This is a genomic window from Planctomicrobium limosum, assembly GCF_051465645.1.
Lineage (GTDB): Bacteria > Planctomycetota > Planctomycetia > Planctomycetales > Planctomycetaceae > Planctomicrobium.
The window spans coordinates 4,942,732-4,960,814 of sequence record NZ_CP195790.1; the positions used below are offsets into that span (position 1 = coordinate 4,942,732).

Consider the following 18,083-nt stretch of genomic DNA (forward strand, 5'->3'; position numbering starts at 1 on the left):
GGATAGCGCTGATCTGAATTGCAAGATGAAGTGAGACGTGACCGGCAATCTGGAACTGTCGACCGACCAGACTGGATGGCGACTCGATGATCGAATCATACGGATGTGAGTCAGAATCAGGTGATGGTCTTTTCCCACGAAACGTTAAAAGCAAATGCGAGCCGACGATGCAATTTCACGAACGTCATTACGTGTTGCCTGATCATCCGTTTTTAATGAGTTGAACAGGCTGATTCCCTAAAACGTAACGGAAGTGGCGGGATTACTTCAAGAAGTGTTTTCTCAGCAGGGACTGAGAGTGGCTGCGTTCTGACTCCGAATCTGTTTCGATGTGGCGTTCCCGGGATGATGTGTTGATCTGCAACAGGTGCTCTGTTTTTGAATCCTGAGCTGCAAGCGGTGGGGGATGGATTCAATTGACTCTCCTTCAAACTACAAAACTTCTGTGAGTCAAATTTAGCGGCTCGATTTTGTGCAAGATCACGCAGAGGGGAGTGTTAGAATTGCCCTTGATCGATACGACCGTCCTGGGCATGCCAGCTGAAACAATCTGCAATGGTCTCCCCGTGCTGGACACTACGGTCCGCACGTTCAGCGCACAGCGACTCGATCAGCACGATCCGGCTTCAAGAGACTGAATAGTTTGGAACCTTGATCATGAGCACCCGATATTTCAGTCGTGGGACAGTGCAGGAGAACACCGCCGGTGGCTGAAGTCAAATTCAGCAGGCAGTCCGCAGGGGACCGTGGTCAGATGACGCCGGGAGGAGATCGGCACTGCCCAATTCGATGTGGATTTTATTTAGGGGAGACACAGTTGGGTCATTCTCATCTGGCAATTCGGCATCTTGTGAAAAAGCTGGAAATGGCCGAGGCACGCCGAACAGCCAAACCGTCCCTGCCGGAATGGTTGGTTCAATTAATTGATGGTATTTCTCAGATATTCGAGCCATTCAGTGGGGTTGCCCGCGTTGGTTTCGAATGTCAGAAGTCCGAGCAGGGCTGGGAAGTCGCCTTGTTTTTAGGGGAACACGAAGTCGTCGGAGGTCCAGAAGACGGGCAGATGCGGCCTGTCAACTTCCGCTTTAATATCAGTGAAATCGCCCAGCATTTTGATTCCATCGGACCAATCTACTGGAATGCGTTTCCAAACAGTCATGTCTGCTATGAAGCCATGGCTGACCTTTCCTTCCTGACAATCGAAGGAACAAGCCACGAACAGACCATCCGTATTCAACTCCACGCCGGTCCACCAGATTGCATCGGGCCAGCATTGAGACAGTATCCAGATGGGCGACTGGAACTCGTCTAAGTTTGATCTCATCGGACGTGTGGCGGCGAAGATGTGCTGAAAACCTTGCGAAGGCCAGAGTTTTTCGCCATTAAAACGCCACATGGACACGAGGTCTGCTAGCGAGTGCATCAGTCAGTGAGACGTTTCTCTGGAGATGGGTGTGCTCCCCGGCTCAAGAGTGAATGACAGAAGGACAGGGGAGTTCTTGGCAGAGATATTGCGAATGTCCGCACGTGGCAGCGTCTTCGACATTCACGTTCAATTCTCTTTGCCAATATTTTTACTGACTGGCTGTGAGTTTTGATGGGTAAATGCGGCCCCCTCCATTTTTGCCCGTCAGAGCGATTTGCAGCAAATTGTTCGAAGCAGAGCGGTTCGTAGTTGAGGCTGCTCTCGCTTGAATAAAAAGGGACACTTGTCGACTGGCAAGTGTCCCTTTTTTTGCGCGCGCTGATGACCGATCCAACAATCGAGGCGAGTCTAACGGTACGGAATAGAGCAGGGAATTTGGGATGCGGAGATCAGGAAGTCAGCCGTAACGAGACGGTGTCGTGAAATGGCATGTTCAATTGTTGATGTGATCTGTATTCTGGGGCCTGCGTCTCCGCATTTGAAACCGCGCCCAATCTGAGCGTCATCTGTTTCTTGCAGGACGGTGGGGCCGCTGTGACTTCCTTCACGTTTCAAATGGATTTGCAACGATGACGTTACCGCCAGCATCCAATCAGTCACTGTCCAGAACTGCCTGGCTTTTTGTGATGTTGCTGATGCCGGTTGCGTTGTTGAACTATCTCGATCGGCAGATGCTTGCCTCGATGAAGTTCTCGGTGATGGAGGCGATTCCCGACATCGCGTCTGAGCAGAACTGGGGGTATATGCTCGGCCAGTTCAAATGGGTGTATGCGTTCTGCAGTCCCATTGGAGGGATCATTGCTGACCGGTTCGGGCGACGATACACGATTTGTGCGAGTCTGTTTGTCTGGTCCTGCGTGACATGGTGGACTGGTCATGTCACCTCATACAGCGAACTGCTTTGGGCTCGATCGCTGATGGGAATCAGTGAAGCGTTTTATATCCCAGCCGCGCTGGCATTGATTTCTGATTACCACCAGGGAAGGACTCGGTCACGGGCGATCGGGTTACATCAGATCGGAATGTATCTCGGGATGATCGTTGGGGGCTTCAGTGGTTATGTCGCTGATGCTCCAGAATTTGGATGGCGGTTTTTGTTCGATGTTTGCGGAATCATTGGAATTCTGTACGCCATTCCACTGGTCTTTCTGTTGAGAGATCTGCCAAGGGACGTCGACGAACTGAAGAGGGATCAGCTTCAGGCAGAATCGCTGTCGATCGGGATGCGGTTGAAGCGAATCGTTGCGCCGGTCTTCGAACTTCTGCTCAATCCTTCGTTCATTCTGCTCGTAGGCTACTTCACCTTGCCTGCATTGGCGGGGTGGGTGGTGCGTGACTGGATGCCTGCCATTCTCAAAGAGCAGTTCAACCTGGGGCAGGGGAAAGCAGGGGTTTCTGCAACTCTTTACTGGCAGTTGGCTGCAATCTTTGGGGCGATCTTTGGAGGGTGGCTTGCGGATCGCTGGATGAGAAAGACGATTCGGGGACGCATCTATATCAGTGCGTTGGGAATGCTGTGCATCATCCCTGCGATGTTTGGAGTCGGCAACGCTTCGACCTTGGGAATGGCGATTCTGTTCCTGATGCTGTTTGGATTGGGCTGGGGCTTCTTTGACTGCAACAATATGCCCATCCTGTGTCAGATTGCTCGCCCGGAACTGCGAGCAACCGGTTATGGGATCATGAATCTCGTCAGCATCAGTTGTGGAGGATTTGCCGACTGGGGATTCGGGCAATTGCGCGACGCGAATGTCCCGTTGAACCTGATCTTTGGCGTCTTTGCGGCGATCGCGGCGTTCTCAGCGTTTCTTGTGCTGGCGATTCGACCACGACCTGAGTTAACTCAGTAAAGCACCTTCTCAATAGAAGAAGCACCGAAACCGGCAGAGGATTTCTCTCTGCCATGCTGATCGGAAAATTGCTCTAATTGAGCTGTCTGATCAATTGAGCTTGCTGTAGAAAAAGGCCGGAGTCGACATGACCTCCATTCGACGAACTTTGGAATTCCGATCTGTCAGTGACCATACATGGAATGTTGATGCTGTTGTTTCTGAACTCCGGAAACTCCGGGATCGCTTCGAAATGGCAGAGGTCCGCAATCATGGAAAGCTCCCGAATCGTCGGCAATTGACCTCGATTGTGGAACGGCTCAGCTCGGCATTGTTTCCGGTTCGATTAAGTACGCGCGACTTTCCCAACGGAAATATTGACTATTTTGTTGGACATACACTGGACATCATCCTCACGGAACTGGTTGAGGAGGTGAATCGGGAACTGCTATTCCTGTCGGAGTATGAATCTTCAGAACACTATCAGTCTGCTGTCGAAGATCTCCGGCAGAAATCAGTACAGATCGTAAGAGACTTTGCTGGCAAGTTACCGGAGATTCGTTCCCTGCTTGAGAGTGATATTCAAGCAGCGTTCGACGGAGACCCGGCAGCAACTTGCTCCGATGAAATTCTGGCATGCTATCCCGGAACAACAGCGATTATTCACTATCGGCTAGCGAACGCACTGTATTCGCTGGGAGCGCCTCTTGTTGCCAGAATTGTGTCGGAAATTGCTCACTCGCTGACCGGGATTGATATTCATCCTGGCGCCTCGATTCAGGAACGCTTCTTCATCGATCACGGAACAGGGGTGGTGATTGGCGAGACAGCAAGAATCGGGAAGAATGTCCGCCTCTATCAGGCTGTGACCCTTGGGGCGAAGCGTTTCATGTCCAGTGAGGAAATGAAACGGCAGAAGGGAATCTCCAGGCATCCCATCGTTGAGGACAACGTTGTGATTTATGCCGGGGCAACCATTCTTGGACGTGTGACCATCGGGGCCGGATCAATTATCGGCGGAAACGTCTGGTTGACGACGAGCGTTGCACCGGGAAGCAATATTACTCAGGCAAAAGTGCGTCACGAGAGCTTTGATGAAGGGCTCGGCATTTAAAGGGGAGCGTTCTATCTGGCAGGGTGTCGCGTTGTGTGATGAGTGGTTTCCAGCTGAGGAAATCGCGATTTCCTGATTGAATTTCGCGTCGGGATTCGGACTGTTTGGTCATGACTTGGCAGAACGCCGCGTCCACTGGGTACCAATTCAAATTGGCGTTTATGCCAGATAAATGGCAATAAAATCTGCAAAAAGCGTAGAGTTTGGCTTACAATATCTGGAGCTGTCCCGACGCAACTCTTTCTGGGTTATTGATCTTTCTTGACCTTGAGCTGGTGTCGGTTGTAAAGTGTGAAGTGACTTACTCTTATTGTAAACAGTAATGGCGATCACATGGTTCATCTGGGCGCAACAGCTAGCCTGCGACCGTGTGGAGTTTTCTAAAAAGCGGTACAAATGAATAAAACGGCAAGTCCGCAATCCTTTGCAGACTTAGGGTTGAGTCCTCGACTCCTCACAGTTCTCAATCACATAGGATTTACTTCTCCAACTCCTATTCAGGCAGCTTTAATCCCGATTGCACTTCAGGGAAGAGACTGCGTTGGTCAGGCTCGGACCGGAACCGGAAAGACTGGTTCGTTCGTCCTGCCAATCGTTCAGGGTCTGGATCTGACAAGAGACTCTGTTCAGGCTTTGATTCTGTGTCCAACTCGCGAATTGAGCGAGCAGGTGGACCATGAATTCCAGTTACTGTCAGAAGGGTCACGAATCGAGACCGTTCTGGTTGTGGGGGGGCGTCCCGTCGGCCCGCAGATTCGCAGTCTGCAGCGCGGGGCGAACGTCGTGATTGGAACACCGGGACGAGTGATCGATCTCATCCAAAGAAAATCACTCAACCTCAAAGACGTGAAATTTGTCGTTCTCGACGAGGCAGACCGGATGCTGGATATCGGTTTCCGTAAGGATATCGAACGCATTCTCAGCGTCTGCTCAGATGATCGTCAGACACTGTTGCTGTCTGCGACGCTCGACTCAGAGGTCGAGCGTCTGGCTCACCGCTTCATGAAGGAGCCTCTTCGAGTCGACCTTTCTGAAGATCGGGTTGTTGTCGACACCATTCAGCAGTTTTATTGCACTGTTGAAGAAGAGAAGAAGTTCCAGTTGTTGATTCGTGTTCTTTTGAACGAACGCCCGGCTCAGGCAATTGTGTTCTGCCGTACGAAACGACGTGCTCAGCAATTGTTCGAGCGGATCTCAAAGCGTCTGTCTGATGTCACAGCGATTCACGGGGACCTGCAACAGCGTCAACGTGATCGGGTGATCCGACAATTGAGAGAAGGGGGCACCAGGCTGGTACTCGCAACCGATATCGTCGGTCGCGGTATTGATATCAGCGGGATTTCCCACATCATCAATTATGACATCCCTCAAAGTTCCGACGACTATATCCATCGCGTTGGACGAACAGGGCGACTCTCGTCAAATTCGGATGGACGCGCGATTACGTTCGTCACTCCTGAACAGGGTGATGAGTTGACGCGAATTGAGATGCGCATCAACACGCTGCTTCAGGCGTATTCCGTTGAGAAGTTCAATGCGTTTGATGCAAAAATGGTACAAGTCGTAAACGATCAGGAATTCTTTGAGACCAAACCGTCCGAAGAGGCGGAATGGGATTCCATCTTTACCGAACTGATGCCATAAGGTTGATTGGGGCTGAATTCTGGCAAAACTGCCGCGAATTCGTTCTTTGTGACTGGGAGAACTCTGAGCGGCATCGAGCAAATTCGCGGGTCTGTCTGGGCCTGCGTTGTCCGATGTACTGAGTGGAGAACCAGATCAGGAAGTGATCTGCCTTCAACTGAAACCTGTCAGGAGATGTTTATGTCACTAGATCCCATTGGGCGCCCGATGGAAATCCTGTTGATTGAAGACAGCCTCGTCTCTGCCAGAATGACAACCGGGGCGCTTTCACGAAGCAAGATCGATCATCGGTTAACCTGGCTGAGTGACGGTCTGGAAGCCCGTAATTTTCTCATGCAGTCGGGGAAATACGCGCGGGCTCCTCAACCTGATTTGATCTTGCTTGATCTCCATCTGCCAGAGGTGGATGGAAAAGTTCTGCTGAGAGAGATCCGTGAATGTCCTTCACTGAAAGCGGTCCCTGTCATTATCATGACTGGAACCGCCGGTGAAGCAGATATTCAGGAGGTGGAATCACTGGACGTTCAGGGATTTCTGACGAAACCTGTGAATCTGGATCAGTTTCTGGCTCTGGTCGAGACTCTGAAAGGGTTCTGGAAAACCGATATGATCGTCAATCGGTAATCAGGGTTTCGAGAACGATTCAGAGCCCGGTTCTCCGGACGGATTTCAGAAGATCTCCTTGCCAGTCTTCCTTTTGGAGATTGACTCAGTTATTTCTGGCGCGAAAATTGAGTTCGAGCAGATTTTGATTCGCCTGTGTTCCTGCAAGTGTTTTTGTTGAATAGACCGAACGTTGCAGAGAGTGTGGGGACGACGGATCTGCTTTGGTTTTAAACATTCCGAATTTTGAGTTCTGTCAATTCTGAACTCGTGATAGGCATCGAAACTCTGTCAGGCCATCGCTCCGCGTGAGTTGCTCGCAGCTCATTCGGAGTCTTGTCCTTCCAAAGTCATGTGGTGCAGGACGCTTTCTTCGAGTTGCTCTCGTTGGCGTTGATAGTTCACGATAGGTCCGGGAATGACGGAGGGTTGGAGCCGTCTTTTGTCGTCCCATATTCCTGAAACGCATCCCAACGCTGCCGCGTCATCGCCTTCCGTGTCGGTTGAGATCTCTGATGATGTGACCACTTATGCTGTCGCCTCGCGCAAGAATACTCCGGTTCCATTATCGTCAGAGAGCATTCTGATTTCCGATGACACTCGAGAGAAGCAGTGTCAGGAGATCTTGCAGTATGAGTTTCAGACACCGGGTTTACTCATTCGTTGTCTGACGCATGCATCTGCAGCCCGAACGCGGCTGGAATCGAACGAACGCCTTGAGTTTCTGGGAGATTCGATTCTCGGAGCGGTTGCGTGCGAAATGCTCTACGAACTCTTCCCTGGGAGTTCTGAAGGGGAACTGACACGCATCAAGTCCGTTGTTGTCAGTCGCACAACATGTGCCCGAATTATCCGGGAGATGCAGCTGCACCCTTATTTGATCCTTGGCAAAGGGATCTCCATTCATTTGAACATCCCCAATTCGATTTTGGCGACAGCATTCGAAGCGATTATCGGGGGGATTTATCTCGATGGCGGATATGCGACCGCCCGAGAGTTTGTGCGGCGCGTGATTGAAAATGATGTGACGAACGCAGCAGAGTCTGCGATCGGCGTGAACTACAAGAGCCTGTTTCAGCAGAAGTCTCAACGGCTCTTTGCAGAGACGCCAATTTATCGCGTTCTGGATGAACAGGGGCCGGATCACAACAAGTGTTTTCAGGTCATCGCTGTGGTCGGGACACGCGAGTTTTCGCCTGCGTGGGGACCCAGCAAAAAGATGGCGGAACAACGTGCAGCGCATCACGCGTTGTGTGAACTCGATAAAAAGCCACTGCCGCCTGAGGAAGTTCCTGACTCTGAAGAGCCAGCGTTGCAGGATTAGTACAACGCTGGCGGAATTGCCTTCACTCCCCTCCGACAGACTCTCTGTCAGGAGTTCTTGGGGCTACATCTGAGTCCAGTCGAGAATGACTTTTCCTGATTCGCCAGAATTCATGGCTGCGAATCCTTTCTCGAACTCAGTTGCGTGGAAGCGATGGGTGATGACAGGGCTGATATCGAGCCCTCCTTGCAGCATCACAGTCATCTTGTACCAGGTCTCGTACATCTCTCGCCCGTAGATCCCTTTGATGGTAAGCATGTTGAAGATGACGGTGTTCCAGTCAATCGCGATTGGCTGGGACGGAATCCCGAGGAGCGAGACCTTTCCTCCGTGGGCCATGTTGGCGAGCATGTCTTGAAATGCTGTGGCATTCCCTGACATCTCAAGCCCGACGTCAAAGCCTTCTTTCATTCCGAGTTCTTTCTGAACGTCGGCGATCGATTCATTGCGGACATCCACCACACGCGTTGCGCCCATTCGCTTTGCGAGTTCCAGTCGCCATGGATTGACGTCGGTGACGACGACATAGCGTGCCCCGGCATATTGCGCAACCGCAGCAGCCATACATCCAATTGGTCCGGCACCGGTGATCAACACGTCTTCGCCGAGCAGATCAAATGACAGGGCAGTGTGAACGGCATTTCCAAACGGGTCGAAGATCGATGCAGTTTCGAGATCGATCCCTGGAGCATGATGCCAGACGTTTGTCTGAGGAATCGCGATGTATTCGGCAAATGCACCAGGTCGATTGACTCCAATCCCTTTGGTGTCTGCGCACAGATGGCGACGCCCTGCGAGGCAGTTTCGACAATGCCCGCAGACGACATGGCCTTCGCCGCTGACGATTTCGCCGGGGTAGAAGTCGTGAACGTTGGAACCAACGGAGACGATCTCTCCCACGAACTCATGCCCGACGATCATCGGAACCGGGATCGTCTTTTGAGCCCAGGCGTCCCAATTATAGATATGCAGGTCGGTCCCGCAGATTCCGGTTTTGGCCACTCGAATGAGAACGTCGTTGATTCCCGGCTCTGGAACAGGTGCATCTTCCAGCCAGAGTCCTCGTTCAGAATGCCGTTTCACAAGAGCTTTCATGCGATCCTCACTAGAACTTGCTGAGTTTGAAACACGGTCGTGTCTGTGACAGACGTTCACACTTCTGGATGGCGTTCGTGTCACGACTCAGCAGGTGGAATACGACCAGAGCAATTGCTCGATGCCGTATTCAAGATGCGTTAATCAGATGAAGGCCCGGTGTCACAAGATTGCTGGACGATTGAATTGCCAACAGGACATTCAGTCCTGCAACAGGTTCGGAAGAATTTCCTGTATGATTAAGTCGAGTTTCGAATCACCAGTCGCGGTTTAATGACACGAATGCGATCTTCTGCCGGGATTATTCCCTTCAGGGTTGCCTGCATCAGGTCAACAGCGGCGACAGCATAGTCAAGGTGGCACTGGTCGATTGTTGTCAGTGCAGGTTCAACGACTTCTGCGATATCCAGATTGTCGTAGCCTGTCACTGCGACGTCTCTGGGAACTTCGAGGTTACGACGGCGTAATCCCTGGATGAGGCGGACGGCCCATTCGTCGTTTGATGCGAGAATGGCGTCGGCTTTCTGATCAAACACCAGTTGCTGAATGCACTCGTCAATGATCTCCGGGGTTGGTCGCTGAGTTCGTTGAGGATTGGTCCAGACCAGTTTTTCCGTTGAATCCAGCCCGTGCTTCTCCACGGCATCTTTCCATGATTCCGTTCGCACTCCCATAAGAGAGTCGGATGGAGACCAGAGCTGAATCCCGATCTTTTTGCGTCCCCGTTCAACGAGATGATCGACGAGTTGATGAATCGCAGATTCGGTGTCGACACGGACGCAGGGTTGCGTCTTGAGAATCGGCGATGCGTGAATCACTGCTCGGGAGTTATTGCGAAACGCAGACTGTAACTCGTCCCGCAGATCATTCATCACGTCGAACAGACACAGCACCGCATCAATTCCACGGGCGTAAAAGTCGTCGAGATACGCTTCCACTTCGGAATGATCGTGATGGACCTGACCGATCATCAGGCGGTAACCACGGCGTCGTGCTTCGGCTTCGACGGCAGCCAGTCGGGCAGAGAAGACTGCGAGGTTGACGGTGTCGAGAATGACCCCGAATGTGTGATTGGGCTTTCCTCGCAGTTGCTGTGCTGCGCGGTTCGGCCGATACTCCAGCTCTTTCGCGATCTGCAGGACGCGTGCTCTTGTTTCGTCCGAGACGCGAACGTTGTCCTGACCTGAATGATTCAGGACATGGCCAACTGCCGCCCTGGAGACACCCGCTTGTTTCGCGATGTCAATCAGGCGAACTTTTTTGATGGGATTGCGCATCTCTATTCCAGAACTTGCTGGAGACAGAACAGCCCACGTTCAGGTTTAACTTGAAACGGAGACCATTCGATAAGTCGATGAAACGGCAGGGGCGAAAGCCTTTCGGAATTCGCCCCTGCCATCAGTAGTGACTTATCGTAACGCACTCAACCTAAAAATTATACGTTTTCAGGGACAACAAATGGCTTACGATAATTTCTCGTCAGCAGTTCGTTGGCAGCCTTGGATTCCGGGAAAACCTGTTTTTCGGGATCGAAGGTCAATGCGGCCCCTAAGCCGATCTTCAGAGAGTCGGTCGAGAGGTCGTTGAGCTTCAGGTGCTCAGCGAGTCGATTGCCAGCGTCACCGAAGATCGGATTGGACTGAATTTTCTCAATTGCTTCTCCCAGAACAACTTGCTCACCGAGACGGTGGGAAATGTTGCCCATATGGCACAGGCTGGAGGAGAGGTGTCCCTGTGGAACACTGCAGTTCAGGTCAGAAGTCTTGCGGGAACGCAGAGCTTTGACGAAGTTCTCTCGGTGAACCTGTCGACCACCGTCAGCGCCGATGTCGCCTTCGATCTTCTTGATGACTTTGCCGTCTTTGTCGTAAACGGTTCCTTTGTCGAAGCCGACGTAGCTGCCCCCTTCACAGTCGACAACGATCCCGACGCTCAGGTCGCGATACTTGTTGTTGTCTTTGGTGCCTGCCTTGGCGGGCAGGTTTCGGATTTCGAGGACAACTGGTGCTTCCTTGAATCCGAAATTGATGATGTGGGTGTTCGGAGTCTGACCATTGTCATCTTCGAACCCAAATCGTCCGCCAACACTCCAGACGGATGATGGGAACTCATTGGACCCGATCGCTGTGCGGCAAAGGTCGAGAATGTGTGGGCCGTTGTTTCCGAGTTCCCCGTTGCCGGTTTCCCAGAACCAGTGCCAGTCATAGTGGAACTGCTTACGCAGGATGTCGGTCGAAGCAGGGCCGGACCACAGGTCGATATTGACGCCTGCTGGCGGGGCGACTGGCTTGTCGACAGAGCCGATCGGTTGTCGGCGTGAGTAGAACAGACCGCGAACACTCTGGATCTTCCCGAGGGCTCCACCTTGCAGTTCTTTGAACCATTCCTGCAGGTAATCAAGGCTGCGACGCTGAATTCCGACCTGTACAATGCGCTCGTACTTGTCGGCAGCTTTGATCATCTGTTGAGCTTCCCAGATGTTGTAAGAGCAAGGCTTTTCGACGAGGACGTCTTTTCCTGCCTGACAGGCCCAAATGGTTCCGAGTGCGTGCCAGTGGTTTGGAACTGCAAGAACGACGACGTCGACACCGGGATCGTCAAAGACCTGGCGGAGGTCTTCGTATTTCTTGAGTGATCCACCGAACGCTTTTTCGAATTCAGCTGCACGGGTTCCGAGGACGTTGCTGTCCACATCACACAGACCGACCACGCGAACTCCAGGAATCTTCTGGAAGTTCATCAAGTGCGTTTTTCCGATTCCGTTGGCGCCGATGATGGCGACACGAATGTCGGAGTTAGCCCCCATCACGCGCGACCAGGGAGAAATTGCTGCTGCTGCGGCGGCTGATGCCAGGAATCCGCGACGTGAAATGGAGACCATTGTGTGAGATCCTCGTTATGACTGACCTGTCCGGATACTGTCGAATTCGAAGTTCGTGCCTGCTACGGTCAATGATAGCACTGACCGGTTCCAGGCCGAGAGGTGTCTGTTGGGAAACACCAATCGACATCAAAGGCAGAGTGATTCGCATGCGAATCTTACGAGCGGCAATGATATTACATGATATCAATGATTCAAGATCGATTCCTGCAGACCACTTCCAGTTTACCAGTTTGTAGGCGAGTGCTGCGAGGCGAACTGCTTCAGTAGGACGAGGTTATCGCAAGAGTCCCCTGGATCGTCGGATTGCAGTTGATTTGAGTGCATCGTTTTACTGCAAAATGGGTTGCGGGAATTTGTTCCGTAAACAAAAAAACTGCTGAACCCCAATTCTGAGGCTCAGCAGTCTGGTTTCCGACAATAATATTCAGCGAATTGGTCAGTCACCGATGAACTTCAGTGATGGCTTTCCATCACATCTGAAGCACCTGCTGTTGGGGATCAGAAGCGAAGGTAAATGCCTGTTCCGCCACCGTAATAGCCTCCGCGAACCGGCGCACCGTAGACGCCTCGTGGCGCGTAAGGTCGACCATAGTATGCACGCGGTGGAACGTTGTAGACACCACGTCGAATTGCAGGGGCTGGATTACCGCGTGCCGCGCTGCGGACACCTGCTCGGAAGCCTCGATTATACGAGTTTGCTGATTGTGCTTCGCTGACATTGGTCATACCGGCCATTGTGATGACGGCGACTGCACATGCGGTGAGAAACAATTTCATAACGACACTCAGCTCCTTAGTTTCAAATCTCGAATGCAAAATTCTTGTTCTTCAGTTCACTTGTGTTGTGATAAAGAACCGTAGCAATCCCCGCTCCCAAGACGCATTCTTTTGTCGGAAAAGAAGTTGTGATCTGTTCGTGTGGGATCAAATCTCTAGTGCTGGCATGTGGTTACGGAAGTTCGACGAGATCTGAGTTGACTGGGGGAGATGGGGGCTTGCTGTCTGATTAGTCGCCAGTTTTGAAATCTTTACGACCACGGTGTGCAATCTTTTCGACTTCAGATATTTCTTAAATCAATGACTCATACGTTGATGCGATCAGGTGTTAGTGAAACAAGGAAGAGGAAAAAAGGGACCAGGTTTGTCCGGGCCGAACGCGCCTCGTTTCACTCTCCATGCAAGGTGAGGACTAGCCGGCGTTGTCCTCCGTGGTTTCTGTGCTCGCAAAGGAAGATCCCTTGCCATGTGCCGAGAACGAGTCTTCCATTCGCGACAGGGATGGAGACCGAACTTCCAAGCATTGATGCCTTCACATGTGCAGGCATGTCGTCCGGGCCTTCGCAAGTATGGATGTACGGGAAGTTCTCCGGGGCGATGGCATTGAAAGAAGATTCCAGATCGACGGGCACATCGGGGTCGGCGTTCTCGTTGATCGTCAGTGATGCTGACGTGTGCATGATGAAGACATGCAAGAGTCCGGTCTGGATTGAATCGAGTTCAGGGAGTGCCTGGATCACTTGTCTTGTGATCTGATGAAACCCGCGACGGTAAGCGGGAAGGGTGATTTGTCGTTGATGCCAGCTCATCTGAATTCTTTCGCTGAAGCGGGATTGTGTGTGTTGTCTTGTTTCAAGGGTGACTATACTCACCTCGTAGTCGAGGCGGCGATTTGCTGAGGAATCCGTTTTTGTGGTGGAGTCACAGGTGAATCCTGATCCACTCGAATTCAGGGGAGACCTTCAACGTTCTTGAAACGTCGACATTCGACAACCGGTGGCGGTCAAGTGTGGAGTTGCACCAAGTTTGAATGGAATCCTCAGGGATAAGGGCACCGCATGTCGCAGATGCTAAACGAACCTCAACTGGAAGAAAGCCTCTTTCAGCCGAACTCGGTCCGCATTCAGCATTGGCTGCCTTGGGTACGGATGTTTCGGGCGTTTCGCATGGCGATTGATTACCGCCGCATGTTGATTGCGATTGTCGCCGTTTTTCTGTGGGTGCAGGGCGATCGACTGATCCATTTCTTGTTTTGGCCTGAATCACCAGTCCCTGCGGTGAATTCTCAGCATCCGGTATTTTCAGCCTTGATGGAGGATTTACTCCTTATCGAAGGGCATGTGAGTCGCCAGCCTGAAAAGCTGTCGTCTTTTCTGTTCAATCCAATCCAGACTGTGGCCGTTGCTTTCAGCCGCCCGTCTGTTGTTCTCTGGCCAGTTCAGCGAATGGCCTTGTCGGCCCGTGATGTTCTTTTTTCATCGCGGGGTGATCTCCAGTGGTTTGAAGCAGTGTTCACCACGTTCTGGGGATTGCTTGTCTGTGGACTTTTTGGGGGGGCAATCTCCCGTATGGCTGCAGTTGATTTTGCTGGCCGGGGAGAGCTCTCTGTTGTTCAGGCCCTTAAGTTTTCCAGTCGGTCGCTGGTGTCTTATCTCGGCGCTCCATTGATTCCGGTGTGTGGGCTCTTGATCCTGTGGGTTCCTAATCTTCTGGCAGGGCTTCTGCTTAAAGTTCCTGTTGTCGGTGAAACAGTTGTTGGTGCTTTGTGGATTATTGCCTATCTCTTCGGAGTGCTGATGGCGTTGATTGTTTTTGGAGTTGTGGCTGGCTGGCCAATCATGGTTGCAGCGATCAGCACGGAAGCGAGTGATGCCTTCGATGGGCTCAGTCGAGCATACAGCTATCTGTTCAATCAGCTTTGGTCAGCGCTTCTGCTTGTGATCTTCATCATGTTCTATGGCTCTGCGTCATTGTTTCTCGTTCAGGGAGTCATGAACCTTGCCACAGAATTGACTGTGACTTCCATGCAATCGGTTTCCGGAGATTTAAATAAGTCCGGGTTGACGAAATCGATTTGGGCGAAGCCATATAGTATGCCGTTACCGATGCAGTCACCGATGCAGTCACCGATGCAGTCACAGATGCAGTCACCGATGCAGTCACAGATGCAGACACAGATGCAGACACAGATGCAGACACAGATGCAGAGGTCCATTCAGCCTCCGATGCTACCCCGGAGCCAGCCGTCAGACGATTTCTGGATCTCAAAGTCTCTCTTGAGTTTCTGGGGTGATGTCCTGCGTGCGGTTCCTGTCGCCTTCACCTTCAGCTTTTTCTGGACTGCTGTGACGATTGCGTATTTCATGTTGCGATTGCGGGACGATGGAACCCCACTCTATCTGGTTGGGGGAATGCCGGAAGATGATTCGAGTGGAACCTTGCCCGTTGTCGGAATTCCGGCAACTGAGCGGCGCGAAAAGCCAGCTGAAGGGGACGCTCCGACTGGCACAGCTGAAGATCAGATCTAAGCGTCGAGCTGTTGCGTTTCAAGCGTGTGCTCTCTCGCGAGTCTGTACTCGCCATGCGCGCTGAGGACGGCGGCCGTGTTTCGATATTGGGGTTATTTAGTTGTTGCCCAATTGCTCCAACAGCACGTCTCTCGCATGAGCGGTTCCGGAAGATTGTTAGCCCTTGAATCGGCGTTGAACATGGAATGTCACGTTTCGTTAAATGGAACGTGATTCGTACGAGCGCTCGCCTCCCCTTGCTTGAGACTGGATCTCAGTTAATCACTTGACGCAACTTCTCGGTGGGTTGCCAGTTGAAGGCACGGCGTCTGCGCGCCAAAGTGACAATATGTTTGAAAGTTTTGTTGCGTGTTGAGTCGTGTTGTAAGTGGTTTGCTCCCCGGGTGATTGGGGATTTCTGCACGAGTGTCAGGGAAGTGTTGATGAAGTTTTTGTGGTAAGTTGCATCAACGTTAGACGATATCCTGTTGGGTCGAGGACAGTTGGGACGAAGTCTTGCGCCCGAGGTGATCATCGGAATCAAAAATGGGCTCCCCATTCAGACTGACATATTCAATTCTGAACGCCAGTTCACTTGAGTTTCGCTTTTTGTAGGCATTCGGATGTTTCACGCCCGGAACGATCAACGATCTGCAGATGTCCAGTACGAGGAATTTCTGCGGCACTTCTCTCGCGATCGTGAGCGTATTTTTCGGTACATCTACTCATTGCTGTCGAATTACTCTGACGCTGAAGATGTCTTTCAGAAATGCAGTCTGTTGCTCTGGCATAAGTTTTCTGAGTATGACCGTGATCGCAGCTTCCTGCCGTGGGCCTGCGGTGTTGCGTTAAACGAAGTACGGAACTTTTTGCGATTGTCTGAGCGGAAGCGGATGCGTTTCGATTCGGCTCTGCTCGCGCAGATTTCCGATGAGCGTCTCGAAGTCATGGAATCGCAGGAATCGACTGCCGAAGGTTTGGCAGTCTTGAAAGACTGTGTCGATTCACTCCCTCGTCGCGACCGCGAACTGGTGCGGATTGCCTATGGCGGCGACTTGACAGTGAAGGACTTTGCGGAGTCACTCGGGCAACCGCTGCAGACGCTTTACAACCGACTTGGAAAAGTCCGGAGGATTCTTCTGGATTGTGTTCGTCGTAAGTTGAGGGAGGCTTCCATATGACTCCCAAGCGACTTTCCGGTGAATTCTATGAGTTGCTGAATGCACTCCTGAATGAGTCGATTACAGAGGACGAGCACCTGCGATTGCAGGACTGGCTGAAGAAAGATTCCCATGCAAGATGTGAATACTATGCATGGTTGGATTTGCATCTGCATCTGAAAAAAGTTGCTGCACTTCCTGGTCTCCAAACCACTCAGCGCATGGCGTCGCCACTGCGTTCCTCTCGTCTGCTATTTTCTGTGCTGCAGTTCACGGTTCCTGTTCTGCTGATTCTGGGAGGACTCTGTATCACGGAAGTCCTGCGGGATCGCAACGCTGCGAATTGGCAGAATCAACCGGTCGATCTTCAGTCCGGTGTCAGGGGATTCGTTGCGAAGAAGCCTGCGGTATTGAGTCAGTCGGCTGGTGCAGAATTCTTCGGAGAGCTGATGCCGAAGGTGAATTCAGCGCTGCCATTTGATCACACGTTTGCCCTCACATCCGGCCAGATTGAGTTGACGTTTCCAGCTGGGGCAACTGCTGTTTTGGAAGCCCCTGCGATCTTCACCATTCTCGAGTCAGACTTGCTGGATTTGAAGATCGGTTCCTGTTCGATTCACGCGCCTCCTGGAGCCGAAGGATTCAAGGTAACGACGCCGTGCTCTCAGGTGGTTGATTTGGGAACACGATTTCATGTCGGCGTTTCTGAATTCGGGCAGGCAGAAGTGCAAGTGGTGGAAGGTGCTGCTGAGCTGCACATGTCAGTCGATAAAACGCCTGCCGGGAAGGCCCCTGCCATGAAGACTCTCGTCTCTGGTGAGGCGGCCAAGGCATCGCGAAATAAAGCAGATATTGAGGAACTTCCGTTTCGGGAATCTTCCTTTGTCACGCATCTTCCGGATCGGGTCATCGCATTTGATGCAAGCACTCCAGAGGGAGGGCCGGGTGTTCGTGATCTCGAGAGCGTTACGGTACAGCGAGGCGGAGTCTCCCGTATTTATCAGGTGGAAGAACTGATCGGGATTGATGTCATCTCGTTCAAGGCCAACCGCAGTAAGTCCAATGTGGCCTATTCTGGAGCGTCGTCAGACGATCCGCTGGCAGGTTTGACCGAAGATGTTGCGTTAAATACCGGGGTGTTCAATGCCGGTTCGAGAACGCAGGATCAATATGATCAGCGTGATCCTGATGAAGACTACCGTGATCGTCCGGGAATGGCGGTCAGATTTCGAACTCCGGTCATCAATGGCGCTGGGCCGGATGTTGTGCTCTTTGAGGTTCAGTCCCCTGTCTATCCCGCTGATGGGGACTCGTTTCGAGTGGGGCCGCTTCAGGCAACGCCGGGGATTCGTGACCATCTGATCTCACGATATGACATCACACTTCGCAGTCGAAATGCACTGCCGGTGATGCCGTTTTTTCTTAGGAATTATGCGGCTGTTCCGCAGTCACTGGAAGACCTGAATCAGCTCAAGTTTTTCGAAGTGGATCTGTCATTTCAGGTATTCAGCGCATTGGCAGTCGGTATTGATCTGTCTGATCTCGGGTATCCCGTTGGCGCTCAGGTGGATGCTCTCTTCTTTGAGGCGGTGGGTGATGAAGGTTTCTATTTTGATCCAGTGTTTATAGGGGGCTTCCCTCCGATTTCGGAATCATCGTGAGAAGTCGTTTGCTGTTCTCATTTTGCTCAATTCACGTCGTTGTATTTCCGTTCGGACTG

General features: G+C 51.9%; 14 protein-coding genes. 9 read left to right on the top strand and 5 right to left on the bottom strand.

The window, feature by feature from the left end; translation table 11 throughout:
- The first annotated feature begins 706 nt into the window (after positions 1 to 706).
- From SH527x_RS18685 to rnc, 6 genes are all read left to right on the top strand, one after another.
- Positions 707 to 1,312: a hypothetical protein gene (locus SH527x_RS18685; RefSeq protein WP_437192203.1), complete on the top strand. Its 606-nt coding sequence runs from the start codon at positions 707 to 709 to the stop codon at positions 1,310 to 1,312.
- A 683-nt stretch (positions 1,313 to 1,995) separates the two neighbouring features.
- Positions 1,996 to 3,276 carry an MFS transporter gene (locus SH527x_RS18690; RefSeq protein WP_437192204.1) on the top strand — a complete coding sequence of 427 codons (1,281 nt, stop codon included), beginning with the start codon at positions 1,996 to 1,998 and terminating at the stop codon, positions 3,274 to 3,276.
- Between the two features lie 127 nt (positions 3,277 to 3,403).
- A complete protein-coding gene (gene epsC / locus SH527x_RS18695; RefSeq protein WP_437192205.1) occupies positions 3,404 to 4,369 on the top strand; it encodes a serine O-acetyltransferase EpsC in 966 nt (321 codons plus the stop codon).
- 396 nt (positions 4,370 to 4,765) lie between these two features.
- A complete protein-coding gene (locus SH527x_RS18700) occupies positions 4,766 to 6,013 on the top strand; it encodes a DEAD/DEAH box helicase (RefSeq protein ID WP_437192206.1) in 1,248 nt (415 codons plus the stop codon).
- A 180-nt stretch (positions 6,014 to 6,193) separates the two neighbouring features.
- On the top strand, positions 6,194 to 6,637 hold the full coding sequence (locus tag SH527x_RS18705) for a response regulator (protein ID WP_437192207.1): 444 nt from the start codon (positions 6,194 to 6,196) through the stop codon (positions 6,635 to 6,637).
- Between the two features lie 421 nt (positions 6,638 to 7,058).
- Entirely contained in the window at positions 7,059 to 7,940 is an 882-nt protein-coding gene (gene rnc, locus SH527x_RS18710; RefSeq protein WP_437192208.1) for a ribonuclease III, read from the top strand.
- Between the two features lie 63 nt (positions 7,941 to 8,003).
- Here the strand turns inward: rnc and tdh are convergent, their stop codons facing one another.
- From tdh to SH527x_RS18735, 5 genes are all read right to left on the bottom strand, one after another.
- Complete coding sequence (gene tdh, locus SH527x_RS18715; RefSeq protein WP_437192209.1) at positions 8,004 to 9,035, bottom strand: L-threonine 3-dehydrogenase; 1,032 nt, start codon at positions 9,033 to 9,035, stop codon at positions 8,004 to 8,006.
- A 239-nt stretch (positions 9,036 to 9,274) separates the two neighbouring features.
- Positions 9,275 to 10,312, bottom strand: a complete 1,038-nt coding sequence (locus SH527x_RS18720; protein ID WP_437192210.1) for a LacI family DNA-binding transcriptional regulator — start codon at positions 10,310 to 10,312, stop codon at positions 9,275 to 9,277.
- 158 nt (positions 10,313 to 10,470) lie between these two features.
- Complete coding sequence (locus tag SH527x_RS18725) at positions 10,471 to 11,916, bottom strand: Gfo/Idh/MocA family protein (RefSeq protein WP_437192211.1); 1,446 nt, start codon at positions 11,914 to 11,916, stop codon at positions 10,471 to 10,473.
- A 501-nt stretch (positions 11,917 to 12,417) separates the two neighbouring features.
- On the bottom strand, positions 12,418 to 12,696 hold the full coding sequence (locus SH527x_RS18730) for a hypothetical protein (protein WP_437192212.1): 279 nt from the start codon (positions 12,694 to 12,696) through the stop codon (positions 12,418 to 12,420).
- 389 nt (positions 12,697 to 13,085) lie between these two features.
- Positions 13,086 to 13,505 (bottom strand): secondary thiamine-phosphate synthase enzyme YjbQ, encoded by a 420-nt coding sequence (locus SH527x_RS18735; RefSeq protein ID WP_437192213.1) that lies wholly within the window; start codon positions 13,503 to 13,505, stop codon positions 13,086 to 13,088.
- A gap of 249 nt (positions 13,506 to 13,754) precedes the next feature.
- Here SH527x_RS18735 and SH527x_RS18740 point away from each other — a divergent pair, with 249 nt between their 5' ends.
- The 3 genes from SH527x_RS18740 (at position 13,755) to SH527x_RS18750 (ending at position 18,024) form a co-directional block, all read left to right on the top strand.
- Entirely contained in the window at positions 13,755 to 15,224 is a 1,470-nt protein-coding gene (locus tag SH527x_RS18740) for a hypothetical protein (RefSeq protein ID WP_437192214.1), read from the top strand.
- A gap of 602 nt (positions 15,225 to 15,826) precedes the next feature.
- Positions 15,827 to 16,384: a sigma-70 family RNA polymerase sigma factor gene (locus SH527x_RS18745; protein WP_437192215.1), complete on the top strand. Its 558-nt coding sequence runs from the start codon at positions 15,827 to 15,829 to the stop codon at positions 16,382 to 16,384.
- Positions 16,381 to 18,024 carry a hypothetical protein gene (locus tag SH527x_RS18750; protein WP_437192216.1) on the top strand — a complete coding sequence of 548 codons (1,644 nt, stop codon included), beginning with the start codon at positions 16,381 to 16,383 and terminating at the stop codon, positions 18,022 to 18,024. The genes SH527x_RS18745 and SH527x_RS18750 overlap by 4 nt, the downstream gene beginning before the upstream one ends.
- Positions 18,025 to 18,083: the final 59 nt, after the last annotated feature.

What these genes read in the sequence shown, in the direction of transcription:
- SH527x_RS18690 (WP_437192204.1), top strand. Translation starts at nt 1,996, where the DNA reads ATGACGTTACCGCCAGCATCCAATCAGTCACTGTCCAGAACTGCCTGG.
- epsC (WP_437192205.1), top strand. Translation starts at nt 3,404, where the DNA reads ATGACCTCCATTCGACGAACTTTGGAATTCCGATCTGTCAGTGACCAT.
- SH527x_RS18700 (WP_437192206.1), top strand. Translation starts at nt 4,766, where the DNA reads ATGAATAAAACGGCAAGTCCGCAATCCTTTGCAGACTTAGGGTTGAGT.
- SH527x_RS18705 (WP_437192207.1), top strand. Translation starts at nt 6,194, where the DNA reads ATGTCACTAGATCCCATTGGGCGCCCGATGGAAATCCTGTTGATTGAA.
- tdh (WP_437192209.1), bottom strand. Translation starts at nt 9,035, where the DNA reads ATGAAAGCTCTTGTGAAACGGCATTCTGAACGAGGACTCTGGCTGGAA.
- SH527x_RS18720 (WP_437192210.1), bottom strand. Translation starts at nt 10,312, where the DNA reads ATGCGCAATCCCATCAAAAAAGTTCGCCTGATTGACATCGCGAAACAA.
- SH527x_RS18725 (WP_437192211.1), bottom strand. Translation starts at nt 11,916, where the DNA reads ATGGTCTCCATTTCACGTCGCGGATTCCTGGCATCAGCCGCCGCAGCA.
- SH527x_RS18730 (WP_437192212.1), bottom strand. Translation starts at nt 12,696, where the DNA reads ATGAAATTGTTTCTCACCGCATGTGCAGTCGCCGTCATCACAATGGCC.
- SH527x_RS18735 (WP_437192213.1), bottom strand. Translation starts at nt 13,505, where the DNA reads ATGAGCTGGCATCAACGACAAATCACCCTTCCCGCTTACCGTCGCGGG.
- SH527x_RS18740 (WP_437192214.1), top strand. Translation starts at nt 13,755, where the DNA reads ATGTCGCAGATGCTAAACGAACCTCAACTGGAAGAAAGCCTCTTTCAG.
- SH527x_RS18745 (WP_437192215.1), top strand. Translation starts at nt 15,827, where the DNA reads ATGTTTCACGCCCGGAACGATCAACGATCTGCAGATGTCCAGTACGAG.
- SH527x_RS18750 (WP_437192216.1), top strand. Translation starts at nt 16,381, where the DNA reads ATGACTCCCAAGCGACTTTCCGGTGAATTCTATGAGTTGCTGAATGCA.